Below are 15,624 nucleotides of genomic sequence, written 5' to 3' on the forward strand. Positions count from 1 at the left end.
CCTTCTTGCGTGTCGTCAGTCTTTCTCGCCGGCGGTAATCATCGACCTCAGCGGCTCTTGCGCCACATTCGCCTCGATTTCCACTCGTCCGGGGGTATCCGGTAGCGCCTTGCGGAAATTTCTGGCATAATCCGGTGGCATCTTCGGTGGCATCATCGGTTCGAACGGATCGACCACGGCCTCGATGACCACCGGACCCTCAGCAGCTAGGGCAGCGTCGAGAACACCTTCCACCTCCTCGGCGAGAGAGACGCTGTAGCCGATGCCGCCCATGGCTTCGGCGGCCATGGCGAAGTCGATGGGCTGGAGTTCGCAGGCGAATTGCGGGTTGCCGAGAAACATCATCTGCTCCCAGGCGATCTGATTGAGCATGCCGTTCTTGAGCACGAGCACCTTGAGTGGGATCCGGTGCCGAACTGCCGTCGAGAACTCTCCGAGCTGCATCGCGAGACCGCCGTCGCCGACGACCGCGAAGACCGGCCGGCCGGGAAAGGCCAGGCCCGCGGCGATCGCGTAGGGCAGTCCGCATGCCATCGAGGCCAGCGCGCCCGAGACGCCGAAGGCCTGCCCGTCACGCAGTTCGATATGGCGGGCCGCCATCTCGGTGTTCTGGCCGGAATCGGCAACCAGGATCGCCTCATCGGGCAATCGTTTCCCAAATGCGCGTGTGACCACCTGGGGCTTGAGCGAAGTGGCGGCCTTTTGCTCCGACTGCGCCATCATCTCGCGCCAGCGTCGCATGCCCGCCTGCGCCTTCTCGAGGAAGCTGCGATCATCCTTGCGCTTCAGGCGCTTGTTCAGCAATCGCAGCGTCACGGCGGCATCGCCGGCAAGGCCGGCCTCAATGGGATAGCGCAGGCCGATGCGCTGCGGCTCGCGCTCGATCTGCACCCCGCGCGCCTGTCCCGGCTTCGGGTAGTATTCGATGTAGGGAAAGGTCGAGCCGACGACGAGCAGCGCGTCACATTCCTCCATGATTTCCTGCGACGGCAGCGTGCCGAGAATCCCGATGCCGCCAGTCGTCAGCGGGTGATCGTCGGGCAAGGCAGCCTTACCGAGCAAGGCCTTTGCGACGGGGGCACCAAGCAGCTCCGCCGTCTCTTCCAACTCGTGCCTGGCACCAAGCGCGCCCCGACCGGCGAGGATCGCGACCTTTGTCGCCCCGTTCAGGATCTCGGCGGCTTTCGCAAGTTGTTCTTCGTCGGGAAGCCTGCTTCCTTCGAACCAACGATCCGGCGTATGCGACGGTTTGTTGCGCTTCGAGCGCTTGGCTTGGTCGAGCGTGTGCTCCTGCACATCGCTGGCGATCGACAGATGCGCAACGCCGCGACTTGCCAGCGCCGACCTGCAGGCGAGACCGGCCAGGCTTTCCATATGCGCCGCGTCGGAGACCTGCGCGTTGAAGACGGCGACATCGCTGAAGACGCGCGTCAAGTCGACATCCTGCTGGGTGAAGGTCTCGATGAGGTCGTGGAACTGCATGCCGGTAATGGCGAGCACCGGCGCTTGGTCGAGCTTGGCATCGTAGAGGCCCGTCAGGAGGTGTGTGCCGCCAGGGCCGGAAGTTGCGAGGCAGACACCGAGCTTGCCTGTCCATTTTGAGTAGGCGCACGCCATGAACGCCGCGGATTCCTCGTGTCGCACCTGAATGAAGCGGATGCGGTCCTGCCGCCTGCGCAGCGCCTCCATGATGCCATTGATGCCGTCGCCCGGCAGGCCAAAGATGATATCGACGTTCCAGTCGATCAGCGTCTCGATGAGGATGTCCGCGGCGGTCGGCATGTCTCAGTCCTACCGCGATGCGGATCCCGCCGCCTGGCTGCTCTTGTTCGCGGTCTTGTCAGTCTTACGCTGGTCCTTGTCGCCGCCGCGATTGCCGCCATGCAAGTCGTCGGAAGATTGAGCGGTCTTGCCGTCTTCCAAATTAGTGGCCATGCGCAAAGCTCCCTTCATCCGGCCTGCCTAACCAGAAAGTCGGTGAGATGTTCCGTGCCCGAAGGCAAGGCCGCCTATTCAGGTGCCGAAGGCAAAGGTCTCAGTACCACCCGATGAGGCGCTGTTCGGCAGTCAGCGGCTGAACAGGCGAGGTGCGATCGAACAGACGAAGGCATCGAACTGCTGCGAGGCCGAGGATTGCATGTAGTGGCCGAGGCTGTCTGATCGCCAAAAGCTCTCGCGGCAGAGCTGGCCGATGTTCAGGTCGCGTCTTCGCAGGTCCCTATAGCCAGAGCGCAACGCCGCCCGGACCGTCCCCATAGGCGAACTCCTCGCACCCCCTCGTCGACGATTTCTCGCGCGGGATTCCGCCTCAGTGGCGAAAGGACTCGTTCGTCGCGCACACCGCGGCGGGCGATGTGCGCCTCGACCGTGCGGTGCCTGGCGTGCCGGTAGTCTGGCATGGCTCCTCGATAGCCTTAAAGACGACAGGCTTAGCCGTCCTGCCTGCGCTTGTGGTGCTCGCTCTCCTGGTTTTCGCCGCGGATCATCTGGCGATCATCCTTGTCGGTCAATTCCACGCCCTCGTCGCGTAGCTTGGCGCCGTCTTGCCGCGCCTCGCGCTCCTGCTTGGTTCTCTTCAGCTCATCCTCGGCATTGAAATCGTCGCCGGCATTGCTGGTGTTCTCGCGCTTTTCGATGATGCGCAGCTGCTGCTCGTGGGTCTTCCGGCCGGCCATGGCAAGGCGCCTCCTACTTGTTCGTGCGTCCGGTCTGGTCAGGATTGATGCCGCCCTGAGGCGTGACATCGTTCTCGACATCGCCTTCGAACGTATTGTCCCCATCGAGAGCATCGTTCTCGTCGAGCATATCGCCGCCCTTGGCCGCGCCCTTCGAGGTGCCGATTCCCGGGTTGTCTCGCAGATCCTTGTCCGTGGGCTGTTTAGTCTTGGGGTGTTGGTTGGTCATGGAATTTCTCAGCGCTGGTTGAGCTTGGACGAACGACGGTCCTGGCGCTGTCCAACTTCAACGTGGAGAAAATGTTCCGGAACATATTCGCTTGTCAGGTGCGCGTAAGCGGCCAGGCGGCCGCCGTCTCGGCTAGCGAAACTCCAGGCATGCCACATTACATCCCATTCCGAGGCGAATTGGCAGGCTAAAGTGAAAATCGAGACGGTCGAAAGCTTGCAAGGAGTGGGTGCTCTGTTCCGGTGGCGATCTCGGTTGCAAGCAGTTCGCCGGCAATCAAGCCAAGTGTTGCGCCGCTGTGGCTGAAGGCGACGTAATACCCCTCGATCTCCCGCAACTGGCCGAAGACCGGCTCGCCGTCTCCGGGGATCGGCTTGGGCCCGACACCGTAGCTCTCCAATTCCAATTTCGGATGACCGTCGAGAACATTCGACGCTTCGTCGAGAAGCCCCTGGATGGTCGATGCTTTTACGCGATAAGTCCCGTCCGGATTGACTACCACCTCTTTTTCCGACCAGGCAGAATCGAGCGCGAGGGCGCCATCAGGCGTCGGCCGGATGGCGACGCGCGGCGTGTTGAGCACGGCGCGTAGAGGCAAGTCGACTGGCTTGGTCCTGACCAGCAGCGCGATTGGTGTCCCATCGGCAATACGCTGACCGGCCACGGCAACCATTCGCGGCACATCCGCACCGGTCGCCAGAAGCACCGCGTTGGCGGCGAAGCTGACCCCGCTGGTGGTGGTGACGCCGGTGGCGCGGCCGTTGGCGACGGTGACGGTAGCCCTTCCGGCCTCGGTGAGCACCTGGCCGCCCCGCTCCACGAATTCCGCGATCAATATCTCGATCAGCGACGGCAGGTCGACCCAGCCCTCGCCCGGGTTGAAGATCGCGCCTTGAGGCGTGACAGCGCTTGCGCAGACACCCGGCGTGACCAACCTTGTGGCGTCCGCGGACAGATGCTGCGCATCATAGCCGAGACGTTTTTCGTGAGCGAAGACATCGGCGATCTCGTTTGAGGCATCGTCCGCATCCCACGTCAGGCCACCGTCGAAACGCAGCCAGGCGGCATCCGGGCATCGCGCCGACAAACTGCGGTAGCGGTCGATACCGATCATGCGCAGGCGATGATATTCAGCCGAGCGCCTGCGCGCCGAATTGATCCAGGCGAGCGAGCGGCCGGAAGCTCCCTTGGCGAGCGGTCCATCATTGACCAGCACGGTCTCGATGCCGAGCCTTGCAAGATGAACGGCCGAGGAGACGCCAAAAATGCCGCCGCCGACAACAACGACCTTGGAAACCTGATGTGATGCAGCCATGAGATATCTTTCACTGGTGGAGGTTGGTTTGGGCGGCCGTCTTGAAGGGCTCATGCGTGATCAAAGCACTTCGGCAAGGAAGTGCTTCAGACGTGGGCTTTTCGGCGAGTCGAAAATAGCGGCAGGCGTGCCGGCCTCGATGATGCGGCCTTCATCCATGAAGACGACCTGATCGGCGACCTTGCGGGCGAAGCCCATTTCATGTGTCACCACGACCATTGTCATGCCGCGCCGGCCGAGATCCGCCATGAGGTTGAGCACGCCCTTCACCAGTTCGGGATCGAGTGCGCTTGTTACCTCATCGAACAAGATGACCTCCGGGTCCATCGCCAATGCACGAGCGATTGCCACACGCTGCTGCTGGCCACCGGAAAGGCTCCCTGGACGATGGTGTTTGCGGGTCGCAAGCCCGACGTCGGCAAGGCGCGCCTCGGCGATGCGCTCAGCTTCCTGTACAGGGAGCCCCTTTACCTTGGTCAGCGACAGCATGACGTTTTCGAGCGCGGTGTGGTCGGGAAACAGATTGAACTGCTGGAAAACCATGCCGACACGCCGGCGCAGTTTTTCAGGCTTCATCGCCAGGATGCTCGCACCATCGAGCAACACCTCACCGCCCTTGGGCTCGACCAGGCGGTTGAGGCAGCGCAGCAGGGTCGACTTGCCCGAACCTGATGGGCCAATCACGCATGTGACCGTGCCAGGCTTGACTGCCAGGCTGACGCCTTTGAGAACATCGAGGTCGCCATAGGCCATGTCGAGACCGGTGATGGCGAGACTGCCGCCCTTGAAGCGGGGCAGCGCTGAGCCGGCATCAGAGCCGGCCTCCGAAGGTGCACTGCCGGTGGCGCCCTCCAGTTCGCTCACTTCGGCCAGGCCGCTGATGACGAGGCCGGCCTTTTGCTTTCCGACCCGCAGCGAGTTGTCGATGTAGTTGACCACATGGGTCAACGGCACGGTGATGACGAGATAGAACACGCCGGCCAGAAGCAATGGCGAGAGGTTTCCGGTGACCACTGCCTGGTCCTGACCGACACGGAAGATCTCGCGCTCCGAGGCGAGCAGACCGAGGAAGTAGACAAGGCTTGAATCCTTGACGTTGCCGATGAACTGGTTGACGAGGGCCGGCAAGACGCGGCGGATGCCTTGCGGGATCACGATCAGGCGCATGCCTTGGCCGTAGCTCATGCTGAGCGCCCTGCAGGCCTCCATCTGCCCGCGCTCGACGCTCTGGATGCCCGAGCGGAAGATTTCGCCGATATAGGCGCCGGCGATCAGGCTCAGCGCAAGAATGCCGAGCGGAAAGGGCGAAGGGCCGAAGATTTCACGGCCGATGCGGGCAAAGCCCTGGCCTATCAGCAGGATGGTGACGATCGCCGGCAGCCCACGGAATATATCCGTGTAGACCCGCGCCGGAATGCGCAGCCAGCGCGATTGCGAGATGCCCATGACCGCCAGGATCATGCCAAGAATGACACCCAGCACCGTCGACGCGGCGGCGAGGATCAACGTGTTCTTCAATCCGATGGTGATCATGCTGGGCAGCACGTCCGCCATGGCCTGCCAGTCGAGGAAACTGCGCCGCAGGTTTTCGAGCCAGTTCATTCGCCCCCCTTTCGGTTGCGCTATTCACATCGTCCGCATCAAGGACGGCGGCGTAATCCGGCCGCCGGCATGAGAGCCAGCGGCCGGGTACGGTCTACTTCTTGGGAAGATACTGGTCGGGCATCGGCGAGCCGGGGAACCACTTTTCATAAAGCGTTTTCCAGGTGCCGTCCTGCATGGCCGCGTGAAGGGCGGTGTTCAGCGCATTGCGGAGCTTGTCGTTGCCCTTGCGCAGGACGAAGCCGGCCGGCGCGTCAAAGGAAGGAATATTGACCGCGATCTTCAGGTTCGGATAGCGAACGCCATAGTCCTTGGCAGCCTCGTAATCGAGGAAGTGGGCATCCACGGTTCCGTTGTTAAGCGCCGAAACGGCGGAGTTGTTGTCGGGGAATTTGACGAGATCGGTTCCGACAAAATTCTTCGCCGCGTAGATTTCTTGGAGCGTGCCTTGCACGACGCCGAGACGTTTGCCCTTGAGCCCGTCCGCCGACGTGATCGCCTTGTCGGCAGTAAGCACGGACAGATAGCCTGCGATATACCCGTCGGAAAAGTCGACGGTCTTTTTGCGTGCTTCCGTCGTGCCGATTGCCGCGACCGCGACATCGAAGCGCTCGTTTGCAACGGAAGGCATCAGCGCCGAGAATTCCTGGCCGGTGAAGATCACCTGGTCGGGCTTGAATCCAAGGCGGCTCGCGACGTTGCGGAACAATTCGATGTCGAAGCCGGTGAACGACCCATCGGCCTGGGTGAAAGCGTAGGGTTTGGCATCGCCCATGGTCCCGACGCTGATGACCTTCGCATCAATGAGGCCATAGGGATTGTCATCCGCGGCGGCCGCTCCTGAAACCAGCCCAGCGCCGACGCACATCGCCATAAGAGCCATTGCGCCGGTTCTGACCGGGCACATCAACGACTTGAGAATTTCTTTCCTGCTCATGTCTTTCTCCACTCTGAAGGTCTGTTCTTCTTGGTATTTGCGTCGAGCCGCCATCTGGCGCGCCGACATGCCCTTGCCGAAATCACGGTCCGTCACGCCTCTCGGCTCCACTCCTTTTAAAGAGACCGGTCTCATATTGCGTGAGACCGGTCTCTTTGTTAATCGTTATCGCCACGTTGACCTCCCGTCAACAACTCTTGTAGTCGTCATCCGATGAAAAGAACCGCCCCCAAGACCCCGTCGATAACGGTCAGCGACGTCGCCCGCGCGGCCAATGTTTCGAAAGCGACAGCCGCGCGCGTGCTCGGCGGATACGGCGTCGTCAGCGACATGATCCGCGCGGAAGTCACGGCTGCGGCCAAGGCCTTGGACTATCGTGCGAACGAGTTGGCCCGCAGCATGACGACCGGCCGCTCCGGCATCATCGGCGTGGTTGTCGGCGACATCGAGAACCCGTTCTTCAGCCTCGCGGTACGCGGCATCAGCGACGCGGCAAAGGCAGCCGGGTTCAACGTCATCCTGGCCAATTCCGGCGAGAAGATCGAGGCGGAAAAGGCGGCCGTGAAACTGCTCATCGGCAAGCGCGTCGACGGGCTGATCGTCACGCCGTCGGAATCGCGCGACATCGCGCACCTGCGCGATATCCACCGCTCGGGCCGACCGCTTGCCCTGCTGGATAGGGCGCTGGCAGATCTGGATGTCGATACGGTCACGACCGACGATCGCGGCATCGCCATGCTGGCGACCCGCTTTCTAGCGGATGCCGGCCACCGCAACATCGCCTATGTAACCGCGGTCGACGCCGAAGGGCACGAGTACCGGGATCTCGGGCAGATCTACACCTCGTCGGTCCGTGAGCGCATCGACGGTTTCCTCACCGTGTGCCGAGAGGCCGGACTTGATCGGCCAGAACGCTATGTCCGCCTTGGCGCCACAAGCCCCACCGAAACGCGCAGGGTTGCCGGCGAGATGCTGTCGGCGCCGGATCGGCCGACGGCGATCCTCGCCTCCGACAGCGTCATTGCGCTGGAGATCTTCAAGGTGACCCGCGAGCGCGGCCTGCGGGTTCCCGACGACATTTCGCTCATCACTTTCCATGATGCGGACTGGACGAGCGTCACCACGCCGCCCATCACTGTTATCGACCAGCCCGTCTACGCGCTTGGCAAGAGCGTCGCGGAATTGCTCATCCGACGATTGAAGGGAGATTCCCGCCCGGCGGAAAGGCTCGTTTTGCCGACCGCCATCATTGCACGCGGATCCGTTGGCCCGCCCTCAAATGGAAAGCCGCAAGTGCGCCAAGCATAGGCGTGACGGCGGTACGGCCCACATGAATACGTTAGGACAAGGTCGACGCACTCCGCTTTAAGAATGTACGTCGATCAACCCAGCAAGCACCCTGATCGCAATGCCGCGTCCACCGTCATTGGGACGGCACGTGCTGGCTCATGGTTTGAAGAGCATGACGATGAGCCAAATGCCCGGCTACTTCTTGCGCCTGCCTGGCTTCAGGGCCGCCAGAAGACTGCTGATCCTGCCGGCCTTGCGGTTGCGGATCTCGGCCTCGTTCTTGCGGCGCACCGCGGCGCGGACAAGCCTGGCGCCGAGATAACGCAAAGGCTCGGGCGGCAGCGACATGCGCCGCTCGATGCCGACCAGACCACTTTCGCTCCAGCGATCCTTTCGCTCGAGCACCAGGCTCGCCAGAATGCGTCCGGCTATCGGCGTCTGCGCGATGCCGGTGCCGTTAAATCCCATGCCGTAGAAGATATTGGGCTGATCGCGCAGGTGGTCGAAGACAGGAACGTGTTCAGGCACACAGTCGATCGGCCCCGACCAGTCATATTCGATCGCCACACCGCGCAGCGAGGGGTAGACCCGGTGCAGCTCTCGCATATTGTCGCGGCCGTGCTCCGGGCTGCGGTTGAAGCTGGCGCCGAAATTTCCACTGAAGGCGACGTTGCCGCTGCCACGACCGAAGACCACCCTGCCCCCGATGGTGCGCTGGTAGTAGAGCACCTGGGCCTGGGAATCGCAGATCGAGGCACCGTCGCGCCAGCCGATGCTGTCGAGCAGTTCGGGGACGGCGGCAGTGGCAATCACCTCGCTGCCGACGACATAAAGATGTCGCCGCAGTTCCGGCAGCGCCGAAAGCCAGGCGTTGGCGGCAAGCACGATTTTGTCGGCCTGTACCGCGCCATGCGCCGTGCGCACCGTGCATGTCATGCCGGGTTCGATGGCGAGGACCGGGCTGCGCTCGTGGATGATGACGCCGCGTGCCAGTGCCAGCTTGCGCAATCCGATGGCAAGTTTGGCGGGATGGACCGTGCCGGCAGTGGTCTCGACGACGCCGACATAGGAGGCCGATGAACCGGTGCGGCGTTGAATGTCCTCGGCTGTCAGCGGGCTGAAACGGTTTTCTCCAACAGCCGCCGTCAAGGCCACGGCGGTCTCCCAGGCGCCTTCCTGCGCAATGGAGCTTGCGGTCCACAACCATCCGTCCAGCCTCAGGTCCATGTCTATGGTGCCGTTTTGCTGCAGCGCCTTCAGCTCCGCGATCGATGCCACCGTGTCGGCGCACAGCAGGCGCGCTTCCTCGAGACCGACGACCGCACTGATCTGGTCGATTTCGGCGAACCATGAATGGACCTGACCGCCGTTGCGCCCCGAGGCCCCCGATCCGCACAGATCGGCTTCAAGGATCACCACCCGCGTTTGCGGCGCCAGTTCAAGGATCCGCAGCGCCGTCCACAGACCGGTATAGCCGCCACCGACGATCACCACGTCGGCGCGCTCGTCGCCTCGCAATGGCTCGGTCGCAGGGGCGGCGGCAATGTCCTGCAGCCAAAACGACCGGTCAGATGCAAGCGCGACCGCAGGCTGCCGCAAACGAAGTGTACTCACGCTTGGGCTCCCTGCGCATCGACAATGAAGCTGGCATATTTGGCTGGCAGCCAATCGGGTATCGGACGCGGTCTCTGGGGAAACCCGCCGAGATGGGTGCAGGTCTGCGCCGCCGCGATCGAAGCCCTGTGCAATGCCTCCAGGGCGCCGAGGCCGCCGAAATGGAAGCCGGCGAGGAAAGTGGCAATGAAACTGTCGCCGGCGCCACACGTATCCACGACATCGACAAGCGTCGCCGGCGCATGCACGACATTCGTGCCATCGTCGAAGTAGGAGCCGCGTCGACCACAGGTCAAAACCACCTGCCTTGCGCCGGCCGCCCTGAGCCCGCCCAGCGATGGCTCGATGGGAACATCGACATCGTCCGGTCCGGACGCAAACAAAAGCGGGACACCGTCGAGCGGCAGCGCCATGTGGGCGGTCGATAGATCGATGCTGAACGGCACATGGTCCGCCACCAATCGTTGGACAAGGTGCTTGTTGGCGTTGGTGCCGAGATGCACCCAGTCGGCCCCGGCGATGACCGCATAATGCGCGGGCAGCGGCATGAAGTTTTCGCCCACACCGAAGGATTCGTGCAGGAACTTCCGGTCGCCGGATTCATCGCGCAGCAAGGTGACGGCCGTATCGCCGGGACGCCGTTCGACGTCGTCGGGGGATAGGCCGGCACCTACCAGCTCGGCAAGCACCACGTCGCCTTCGGGATCGTTCCCGACGGCGCCGAAATAGCGCGCGGACCAGCCGTTGCGCCGCCATTGCGCCGCGACATTCAAGGCATTGCCGCCCACCGTCATCAAGTTGTTGGTCAAATAGGCATCAATGCAATTGTCCCCGACCGCGATAAGCTTCTTCGACCTCATGCCGGCACCGTTGCGCGATTGAGGTATGGCGCGATGGCGCTAAGGCAGCGTGTCCAGGCTTTTACCGGATCGAGCGCGTAGGAGCCGTTGCCGAACGGCTCGAAGGTGAACTTTCCGGCATAGCCCAGGCGCGCAAGCTCGCTGATATAGTGGCCGAGCGGCAGCGTGCCCTCCCCCCACACCAGATGCCCGCCTGGCGTGCCGTCGACCAGATGGACATGCGCCAGCCGCGAGCCGAACAGGTCGACATAGCCGGCCACGGTGTCGCCGGCCGTGGCCATGGCGACAGTGTCGAGCACGACATCGACGTTGCCGGCGCCCACCTCATCCAGCATTTGGCGCAGGCCTGCCGCATCATTGACGAGGTTGCTCTCGAACCGCTGCAACGGCTCGAGCAGGCAGCGCACCCCGTTTGCGGCGGCGCGCCGGGCGATCTCGCCGATCGAACCGACCGCGCGGTCCCATGCCGGTTGCCGGGGTTCGCTCTCGTAGCCCCGGCCGGGCGTCAGGAAGAGATAGCGGGCGCCAAGCGCCGCGCAGATGTCGGCTGCACGGCAAAACCGCTCGATGCTGTCCTGGCGCAGTGCGGCGTCGCCGGAGGCGATGTTGATTGGATACAACACCTGCTCAGGCGTAAAGCACCAAGCCGACAGCTCGTTGTCGGCGAGTACCCGGCGAACGGATTCGACACGCGCGTCCGTGGCGTGGAACAGGTCCAGATGCTGGGCAATCCCCCACAGTTCGATCTCGCGCAGGCCAAAGCCTCGGATCGTCCTGGCGACCTCATCGAAGGGGAAGTGCTGGAAGCTGAAATTGGCTCCGATCAGCTGATGAGCAGCGATCTGCGGCATGAAGGCTCCTTTCGGGAATTGTTATTTGCCGATGCCTTCGGCCAAGCCACGGATGAAGTAGCGTTGCGCGCCAAAGAACACGATCACGATAGGCAGCGCCGAGATCGTCATGGCCGCGAACACCACGGCATAGTTGGTCCCGTGGGTTGCCATGATCGACGTCAGTCCGACCGGCAGCGTCTGCACATCCGAGCCGCTCGTGAAGATCATGGCGAAGAGATATTCGTTCCAGGCGAACAGGACGTGCAGGATGACGCAGGAAATGATGATCGGCCGGCACAGCGGCAAGGTGATGCGCCAGAAGATCTGACCCTCGCTGGCGCCATCCATCGTCGCCGCCTCGTCGATGTCTTCAGGCAGATCCAGCATGTAGGCGCGGATGAGGAAAGTGGTGAACGGCACCCGGAACGCCGTGTAGAGAATGATCAGCGCCCAGTAGGTGTTGTAGAGACCGAGCGCCTGCAACATCTTCACCAGTGGAATGATCGCCACCGTGGGGCTCAGCATCAAGCCGCCCAGAACGATGGCGATAACCAGCGGCTTTGCCGGCATCTTCGTGCGGGTCAGGCCGAAGGCCGTCCAGGCGCTGATCAGCACGGTGCATATGGCCGAAGCGATGGTCACCAGCACCGAGACTGTCACGTAGCCACGCACGCCCTGGTTCCATGCCTGCACGTAATTGTTCCACGACCAATGGGTGGGCAGGGCGAAGGGATCGCCGAAGATCTGCGCATTGTCCTTGAAGCCGCTCAGCGCCATCCAGATCAGCGGATAGATGACGACGACACCAAGGCAGACCAGGAATGAATAGAGCAACGTCCTGGCGATGACCGACCACACATTGACGTGCCGGCTGCGACCGGCTGCGACCATCGCACTCATAGCTGCACCCGGCGGCGCTTGGTGTACCAGAGCTGTGCCGCACCTGTGAGCATGGTCAACATGAAGATGACGGCGGCGATCGCCGCGCCATAGCCGAAATTGTCCTCGATGAAGGCCTTCTGGTAGAGCCACGTGCCCAGCACCTGGCTGCTGTTGTTGGGCCCGCCTGCGGTCATCACCATAACCTCGTTGAACACCTGGAACGCGCCCGTGATGGTGACGATGATCATCAACCCCGTCATTTCTCGGGTGAGCGGAAAGGTGATGCTCCACAGGCGGCGAAGCGGACCCGCGCCGTCGATCGTTGCGGCATCGTAGAGGTCGCGCGGGATCTTCTGGATGGCAATGGCGAACAGCAGCGTCGAATAGCCAAAACCCTGCCATTGGCTCATGGCGATGATGCCATAGATGGCGGTGTGCTCATTGCCGAGCCAAGGCATGACGAGCTGGCTCAGTCCAACACGGCTGAGGGCGGCATCCAGCAAGCCGATCTGCGGCTGGTAGATGAAATAAAACAGCAGGCCGGTCACCGTGATCGAGATTGCCGACGGCACGAAATAGACGGCGCGCCACAGCCGGCGCCAGCTTTCGCTTTTCAGGTCCTCGATAATGGCCGCCAGCAGGAACGCGCCGAAGACCTGGAAGATGACGGAGATGAGAGCGTAGAGGCAGTTGTTCCACAGCGCCAGCAGCACGACCGGGTCGTGTAGCAGCCGGTCGTAATTGGCGAGGCCGACATTGGTGACCTCGCCGGTGTAGATGTCCTGGTCGGTGGTGCTGACGATGAAATTGTCGACGATCGGATAATAGACGAACCAGCCGATGAGGATGAGCGCGATCGCCGCCCATCGCAACGACAACAGGTTGGCGAAGCAGGCCCGCCGGCTCTTTGGCCGTTGCGGCCTGGCGACGCCGATGTCGGCGCCGCTGTCCACTGTGTCCGAGGCCCTTGCCATTCTCACCTGCTTTATTTGGCCGCGGATGCGGCTTTGCGCACCTCGTCCATCACTTGCTCGGGCGTCATCGAGCCGCCCGCCAGCGCCTGCAGGCTGGACAGCCAGACGGCGGCGACGCGCGGTGGGTTGGCCGTATCCAGCCAGGGCATGAGGTATGAGGCGGCGTTGATATCCTTGAGGCCACCGACCACAGCCGCGCTCATGTTCGATTCCGAGGCGCCGCCGATGGTGGCGCTCGGCTGGCCATAGGGTGGCGCAGACAGCACCTGCGCATTTTCCTTCGAAGTCACGAACTTCATGAAATCGATCGCCAGCGGGATGTTCTTCGATGCCGCATTGATCATGTAGCCCTCCGGCGCGCCCTCGATCGACCTGGCGTCACCCTTGGCGCCGGCGGGCACCGGCAGCCGGAAGAATCCGAAATCGGCGGGCTTTAACGCCGACTCCGGCGTGGCGGCCTGATCGAACTCGATGATCTCCTGGTAGTACATGGCCGACTGCGCGTTGGTGAAGGCCTGGAGAGCCGAGGCATAGGATGTGCCGTTGACGCCGGCGCCATCGGTGCAGCGCTCGACAAGCTGGCTGAACTGCTTGAGTGCTGCGATATAGCCTGGGTCGGTGTATTGGGCGGTGGCCGGATCGAAGTCGCGTTCCAGCGTTCCCTGCGGCACGTTGTAGGCGAGCAGCTGGCCTGCAAAGTGGATTGCCGGCCAGGCCTCCTTGTTGCCGAAGGAGATCGGTGTCACGCCGGATTTGCGGATGGCGTCGCAGCTGGTCAGCAATTCCTCGAAAGTGCCGGGTGCCTTGAGGCTGAGCTTGGCGAAGATCTGCTTGTTGTAGCCCATGAACTTGGCATCCTGGTAAAGCGGAATGCCATAGAACTTGCCGTTGTATTGGAACGCCTTGACGGCGGCTGGAGACAGCGACTTGCCCCACTCGGTATCGGCAGCAATGACGGGCGTGAGATCAACGGCGCGATTGCCGCGCACGAAATTGCCACCCCAGCTGCCTGTCCAGGAGAAATAGATATCGGGCAGCGAGTTGGAAGCGACCAGCGTCTTGGTCTTGCCCTTCACGCTGTCGTCGCTCTCCTGGATAAGTTCGACCTTCACATCCGGATGGAGCTTCTCATAGGCCTGTGCCAGGTTGACGAAATAGGGCGACAGCTGTTGCAGCCCGAACTTCGTCAGGACCGAAAGCGTGCCGGTGTATTCCACCTTGGCGTTTGGGTCGGCCGTGACAGCCGGCGAAGCGGCGGAACTGCCGCTTATCGACAACCCCAATGATGATACCGCGGCCACCGTGACCGCCACGATTTGCAGCGAACGTTTCATGGATAGCTCCTTCAGAGGTGAGAGGGGATCAATATTCCACGCGTTTGTAGTAGCGACGGGTGGTCAGCGGGTGGTTGCGCAGCACCTCGAGATGGGCGCTCAGCCGCTCGAGCAAGGTGGCGAGCAGAACCGGCGAGATCATGCCGCGGACCTTTGCGGAGATGCCCGGCAACTTGACCGAGGCCGCGTCCAGCGTGCGAACGCGGTCCGTGTAGCGCTTGGCGAAGTTCTCGACCCGGTCGGCCAGGGGCCGAAGGGCATCTTCGCCCTTGAACACGAAAACGCTGACGCCCGGCTCGACCAACTCGAGCGTACCGTGGAAGAAGTCGGCGGCGTGCACCGGGCGGGTGCGAATCCACTGCATCTCTTCGAGGATGCACATGCCGTAATAGTGTGCCTCTGGCCACACCGAGCCGGCGCCGGTGAAGATGTGATAGGTATCGTCCTTGATTGTCTGGGCCAGTTCGGCCGCCCTGTCCTCAAAGGCAGCCTTGGCGTCGGCAAGCAGATCCGGCAGCAGTTTGAGTTCGGCGACAGTGCCATCAAAATCATCATATTCGCCGCGCTCTTCCAGCAGGGCCAGGACGATCAGCAGCGTCTGCAGGTAGAAGGATTCCGACGAGGTGTCGTCTTCGGCGAAGTTCGTGAAATTGTGGCCAGCCTCCCGTGCGATTGGCGTATCCGAATGGCCGGTGAGCGAAATCGTGCGCACACCACGTTTTTTCAGAAAGGCCATGAGCTCGACGCCTTCCTTGGTCGTGCCCGACAAGGACGGGATGACCACCACGGCCTTGCTGTCGAGACCGGCGGGCGGATCGATCACGACCTGCGCCGGATAGGCACCGCTCACCGGGAAGGTAGAACAGCGCTGCGCCAACTCGATCGCGGGCAAGGTTAGAAGCTGCACGCCGCCGGTGCCCATGAAAAACAGCCGCTCGACGCCATCTGCCAGCAGTGTGCGCATGAGTGAGCGAACCTCACCTGCGACGGCGACGGCCCCGCTTTGGATCTTCACGAAGCGGTCCCTATCGAAGTTCAGCATGACGTTTTCCTTGTATTTCGCATGTGACAGGCCTCTA

General features: G+C 62.5%; 16 protein-coding genes. 1 reads left to right on the forward strand and 15 read right to left on the reverse strand.

What is annotated here, in order from left to right; translation table 11 throughout:
- Positions 1–15: 15 nt before the first annotated feature.
- From NKJ77_RS19750 to NKJ77_RS19785, 8 genes are all read right to left on the reverse strand, one after another.
- Entirely contained in the window at positions 16–1,782 is a 1,767-nt protein-coding gene (locus NKJ77_RS19750; protein WP_352535613.1) for a thiamine pyrophosphate-dependent enzyme, read from the reverse strand.
- Between the two features lie 9 nt (positions 1,783–1,791).
- A complete protein-coding gene (locus tag NKJ77_RS19755; RefSeq protein ID WP_023738314.1) occupies positions 1,792–1,935 on the reverse strand; it encodes a hypothetical protein in 144 nt (47 codons plus the stop codon).
- Positions 1,936–2,067: 132 nt separating this feature from the next.
- On the reverse strand, positions 2,068–2,256 hold the full coding sequence (locus tag NKJ77_RS19760) for a hypothetical protein (protein WP_023707234.1): 189 nt from the start codon (positions 2,254–2,256) through the stop codon (positions 2,068–2,070).
- A 173-nt stretch (positions 2,257–2,429) separates the two neighbouring features.
- Positions 2,430–2,675: a hypothetical protein gene (locus NKJ77_RS19765; RefSeq protein ID WP_023830429.1), complete on the reverse strand. Its 246-nt coding sequence runs from the start codon at positions 2,673–2,675 to the stop codon at positions 2,430–2,432.
- A 13-nt stretch (positions 2,676–2,688) separates the two neighbouring features.
- Positions 2,689–2,904, reverse strand: a complete 216-nt coding sequence (locus NKJ77_RS19770) for a hypothetical protein (protein WP_023830430.1) — start codon at positions 2,902–2,904, stop codon at positions 2,689–2,691.
- A gap of 187 nt (positions 2,905–3,091) precedes the next feature.
- Entirely contained in the window at positions 3,092–4,219 is a 1,128-nt protein-coding gene (locus tag NKJ77_RS19775; protein WP_023830431.1) for an NAD(P)/FAD-dependent oxidoreductase, read from the reverse strand.
- Between the two features lie 60 nt (positions 4,220–4,279).
- On the reverse strand, positions 4,280–5,821 hold the full coding sequence (locus tag NKJ77_RS19780; protein WP_023830432.1) for an amino acid ABC transporter permease/ATP-binding protein: 1,542 nt from the start codon (positions 5,819–5,821) through the stop codon (positions 4,280–4,282).
- Positions 5,822–5,915: 94 nt separating this feature from the next.
- Positions 5,916–6,758, reverse strand: a complete 843-nt coding sequence (locus NKJ77_RS19785; RefSeq protein ID WP_023692311.1) for an ABC transporter substrate-binding protein — start codon at positions 6,756–6,758, stop codon at positions 5,916–5,918.
- Positions 6,759–6,971: 213 nt separating this feature from the next.
- Here NKJ77_RS19785 and NKJ77_RS19790 point away from each other — a divergent pair, with 213 nt between their 5' ends.
- Positions 6,972–8,066, forward strand: a complete 1,095-nt coding sequence (locus NKJ77_RS19790; RefSeq protein WP_023830433.1) for a LacI family DNA-binding transcriptional regulator — start codon at positions 6,972–6,974, stop codon at positions 8,064–8,066.
- 177 nt (positions 8,067–8,243) lie between these two features.
- On the opposite strand, the gene NKJ77_RS19795 is transcribed toward NKJ77_RS19790, so the two are convergent.
- Genes NKJ77_RS19795 through NKJ77_RS19825 form a run of 7 tightly spaced genes read right to left on the reverse strand, consistent with a single transcriptional unit; the run spans position 8,244 to position 15,587 of the window.
- A complete protein-coding gene (locus NKJ77_RS19795; protein ID WP_352535614.1) occupies positions 8,244–9,662 on the reverse strand; it encodes an NAD(P)/FAD-dependent oxidoreductase in 1,419 nt (472 codons plus the stop codon).
- On the reverse strand, positions 9,659–10,522 hold the full coding sequence (locus NKJ77_RS19800) for a PfkB family carbohydrate kinase (protein ID WP_352535615.1): 864 nt from the start codon (positions 10,520–10,522) through the stop codon (positions 9,659–9,661). Before NKJ77_RS19800 ends, NKJ77_RS19795 begins: the two co-directional genes overlap by 4 nt.
- Positions 10,519–11,373, reverse strand: coding sequence for a sugar phosphate isomerase/epimerase family protein (locus NKJ77_RS19805; RefSeq protein WP_352535616.1), 855 nt, complete (start codon positions 11,371–11,373; stop codon positions 10,519–10,521). Before NKJ77_RS19805 ends, NKJ77_RS19800 begins: the two co-directional genes overlap by 4 nt.
- A gap of 21 nt (positions 11,374–11,394) precedes the next feature.
- Positions 11,395–12,255 (reverse strand): carbohydrate ABC transporter permease, encoded by an 861-nt coding sequence (locus NKJ77_RS19810; protein WP_352535617.1) that lies wholly within the window; start codon positions 12,253–12,255, stop codon positions 11,395–11,397.
- Positions 12,252–13,211: a carbohydrate ABC transporter permease gene (locus tag NKJ77_RS19815; RefSeq protein ID WP_352535618.1), complete on the reverse strand. Its 960-nt coding sequence runs from the start codon at positions 13,209–13,211 to the stop codon at positions 12,252–12,254. The genes NKJ77_RS19810 and NKJ77_RS19815 overlap by 4 nt, the downstream gene beginning before the upstream one ends.
- Positions 13,212–13,222: 11 nt before the next feature.
- Entirely contained in the window at positions 13,223–14,545 is a 1,323-nt protein-coding gene (locus NKJ77_RS19820) for an ABC transporter substrate-binding protein (protein WP_352535619.1), read from the reverse strand.
- A 28-nt stretch (positions 14,546–14,573) separates the two neighbouring features.
- Complete coding sequence (locus NKJ77_RS19825; protein WP_352535620.1) at positions 14,574–15,587, reverse strand: SIS domain-containing protein; 1,014 nt, start codon at positions 15,585–15,587, stop codon at positions 14,574–14,576.
- Between the last annotated feature and the right edge of the window lie 37 nt (positions 15,588–15,624).

Origin of the sequence: Mesorhizobium sp. M0052 (assembly GCF_040323255.1) — a bacterium.
Lineage (GTDB): Bacteria > Pseudomonadota > Alphaproteobacteria > Rhizobiales > Rhizobiaceae > Mesorhizobium.

Excerpts from the sequence above, each read along its gene's own strand:
- NKJ77_RS19825 (WP_352535620.1), bottom strand. The coding sequence starts at position 15,587 with ATGCTGAACTTCGATAGGGACCGCTTCGTGAAGATCCAAAGCGGGGCC.
- NKJ77_RS19820 (WP_352535619.1), bottom strand. The coding sequence starts at position 14,545 with ATGAAACGTTCGCTGCAAATCGTGGCGGTCACGGTGGCCGCGGTATCA.
- NKJ77_RS19775 (WP_023830431.1), bottom strand. The coding sequence starts at position 4,219 with ATGGCTGCATCACATCAGGTTTCCAAGGTCGTTGTTGTCGGCGGCGGC.
- NKJ77_RS19785 (WP_023692311.1), bottom strand. The coding sequence starts at position 6,758 with ATGAGCAGGAAAGAAATTCTCAAGTCGTTGATGTGCCCGGTCAGAACC.
- NKJ77_RS19755 (WP_023738314.1), bottom strand. The coding sequence starts at position 1,935 with ATGGCCACTAATTTGGAAGACGGCAAGACCGCTCAATCTTCCGACGAC.
- NKJ77_RS19810 (WP_352535617.1), bottom strand. The coding sequence starts at position 12,255 with ATGAGTGCGATGGTCGCAGCCGGTCGCAGCCGGCACGTCAATGTGTGG.
- NKJ77_RS19750 (WP_352535613.1), bottom strand. The coding sequence starts at position 1,782 with ATGCCGACCGCCGCGGACATCCTCATCGAGACGCTGATCGACTGGAAC.
- NKJ77_RS19780 (WP_023830432.1), bottom strand. The coding sequence starts at position 5,821 with ATGAACTGGCTCGAAAACCTGCGGCGCAGTTTCCTCGACTGGCAGGCC.
- NKJ77_RS19805 (WP_352535616.1), bottom strand. The coding sequence starts at position 11,373 with ATGCCGCAGATCGCTGCTCATCAGCTGATCGGAGCCAATTTCAGCTTC.
- NKJ77_RS19770 (WP_023830430.1), bottom strand. The coding sequence starts at position 2,904 with ATGACCAACCAACACCCCAAGACTAAACAGCCCACGGACAAGGATCTG.
- NKJ77_RS19790 (WP_023830433.1), top strand. The coding sequence starts at position 6,972 with ATGAAAAGAACCGCCCCCAAGACCCCGTCGATAACGGTCAGCGACGTC.
- NKJ77_RS19760 (WP_023707234.1), bottom strand. The coding sequence starts at position 2,256 with ATGGGGACGGTCCGGGCGGCGTTGCGCTCTGGCTATAGGGACCTGCGA.
- NKJ77_RS19765 (WP_023830429.1), bottom strand. The coding sequence starts at position 2,675 with ATGGCCGGCCGGAAGACCCACGAGCAGCAGCTGCGCATCATCGAAAAG.
- NKJ77_RS19815 (WP_352535618.1), bottom strand. The coding sequence starts at position 13,211 with ATGGCAAGGGCCTCGGACACAGTGGACAGCGGCGCCGACATCGGCGTC.
- NKJ77_RS19800 (WP_352535615.1), bottom strand. The coding sequence starts at position 10,522 with ATGAGGTCGAAGAAGCTTATCGCGGTCGGGGACAATTGCATTGATGCC.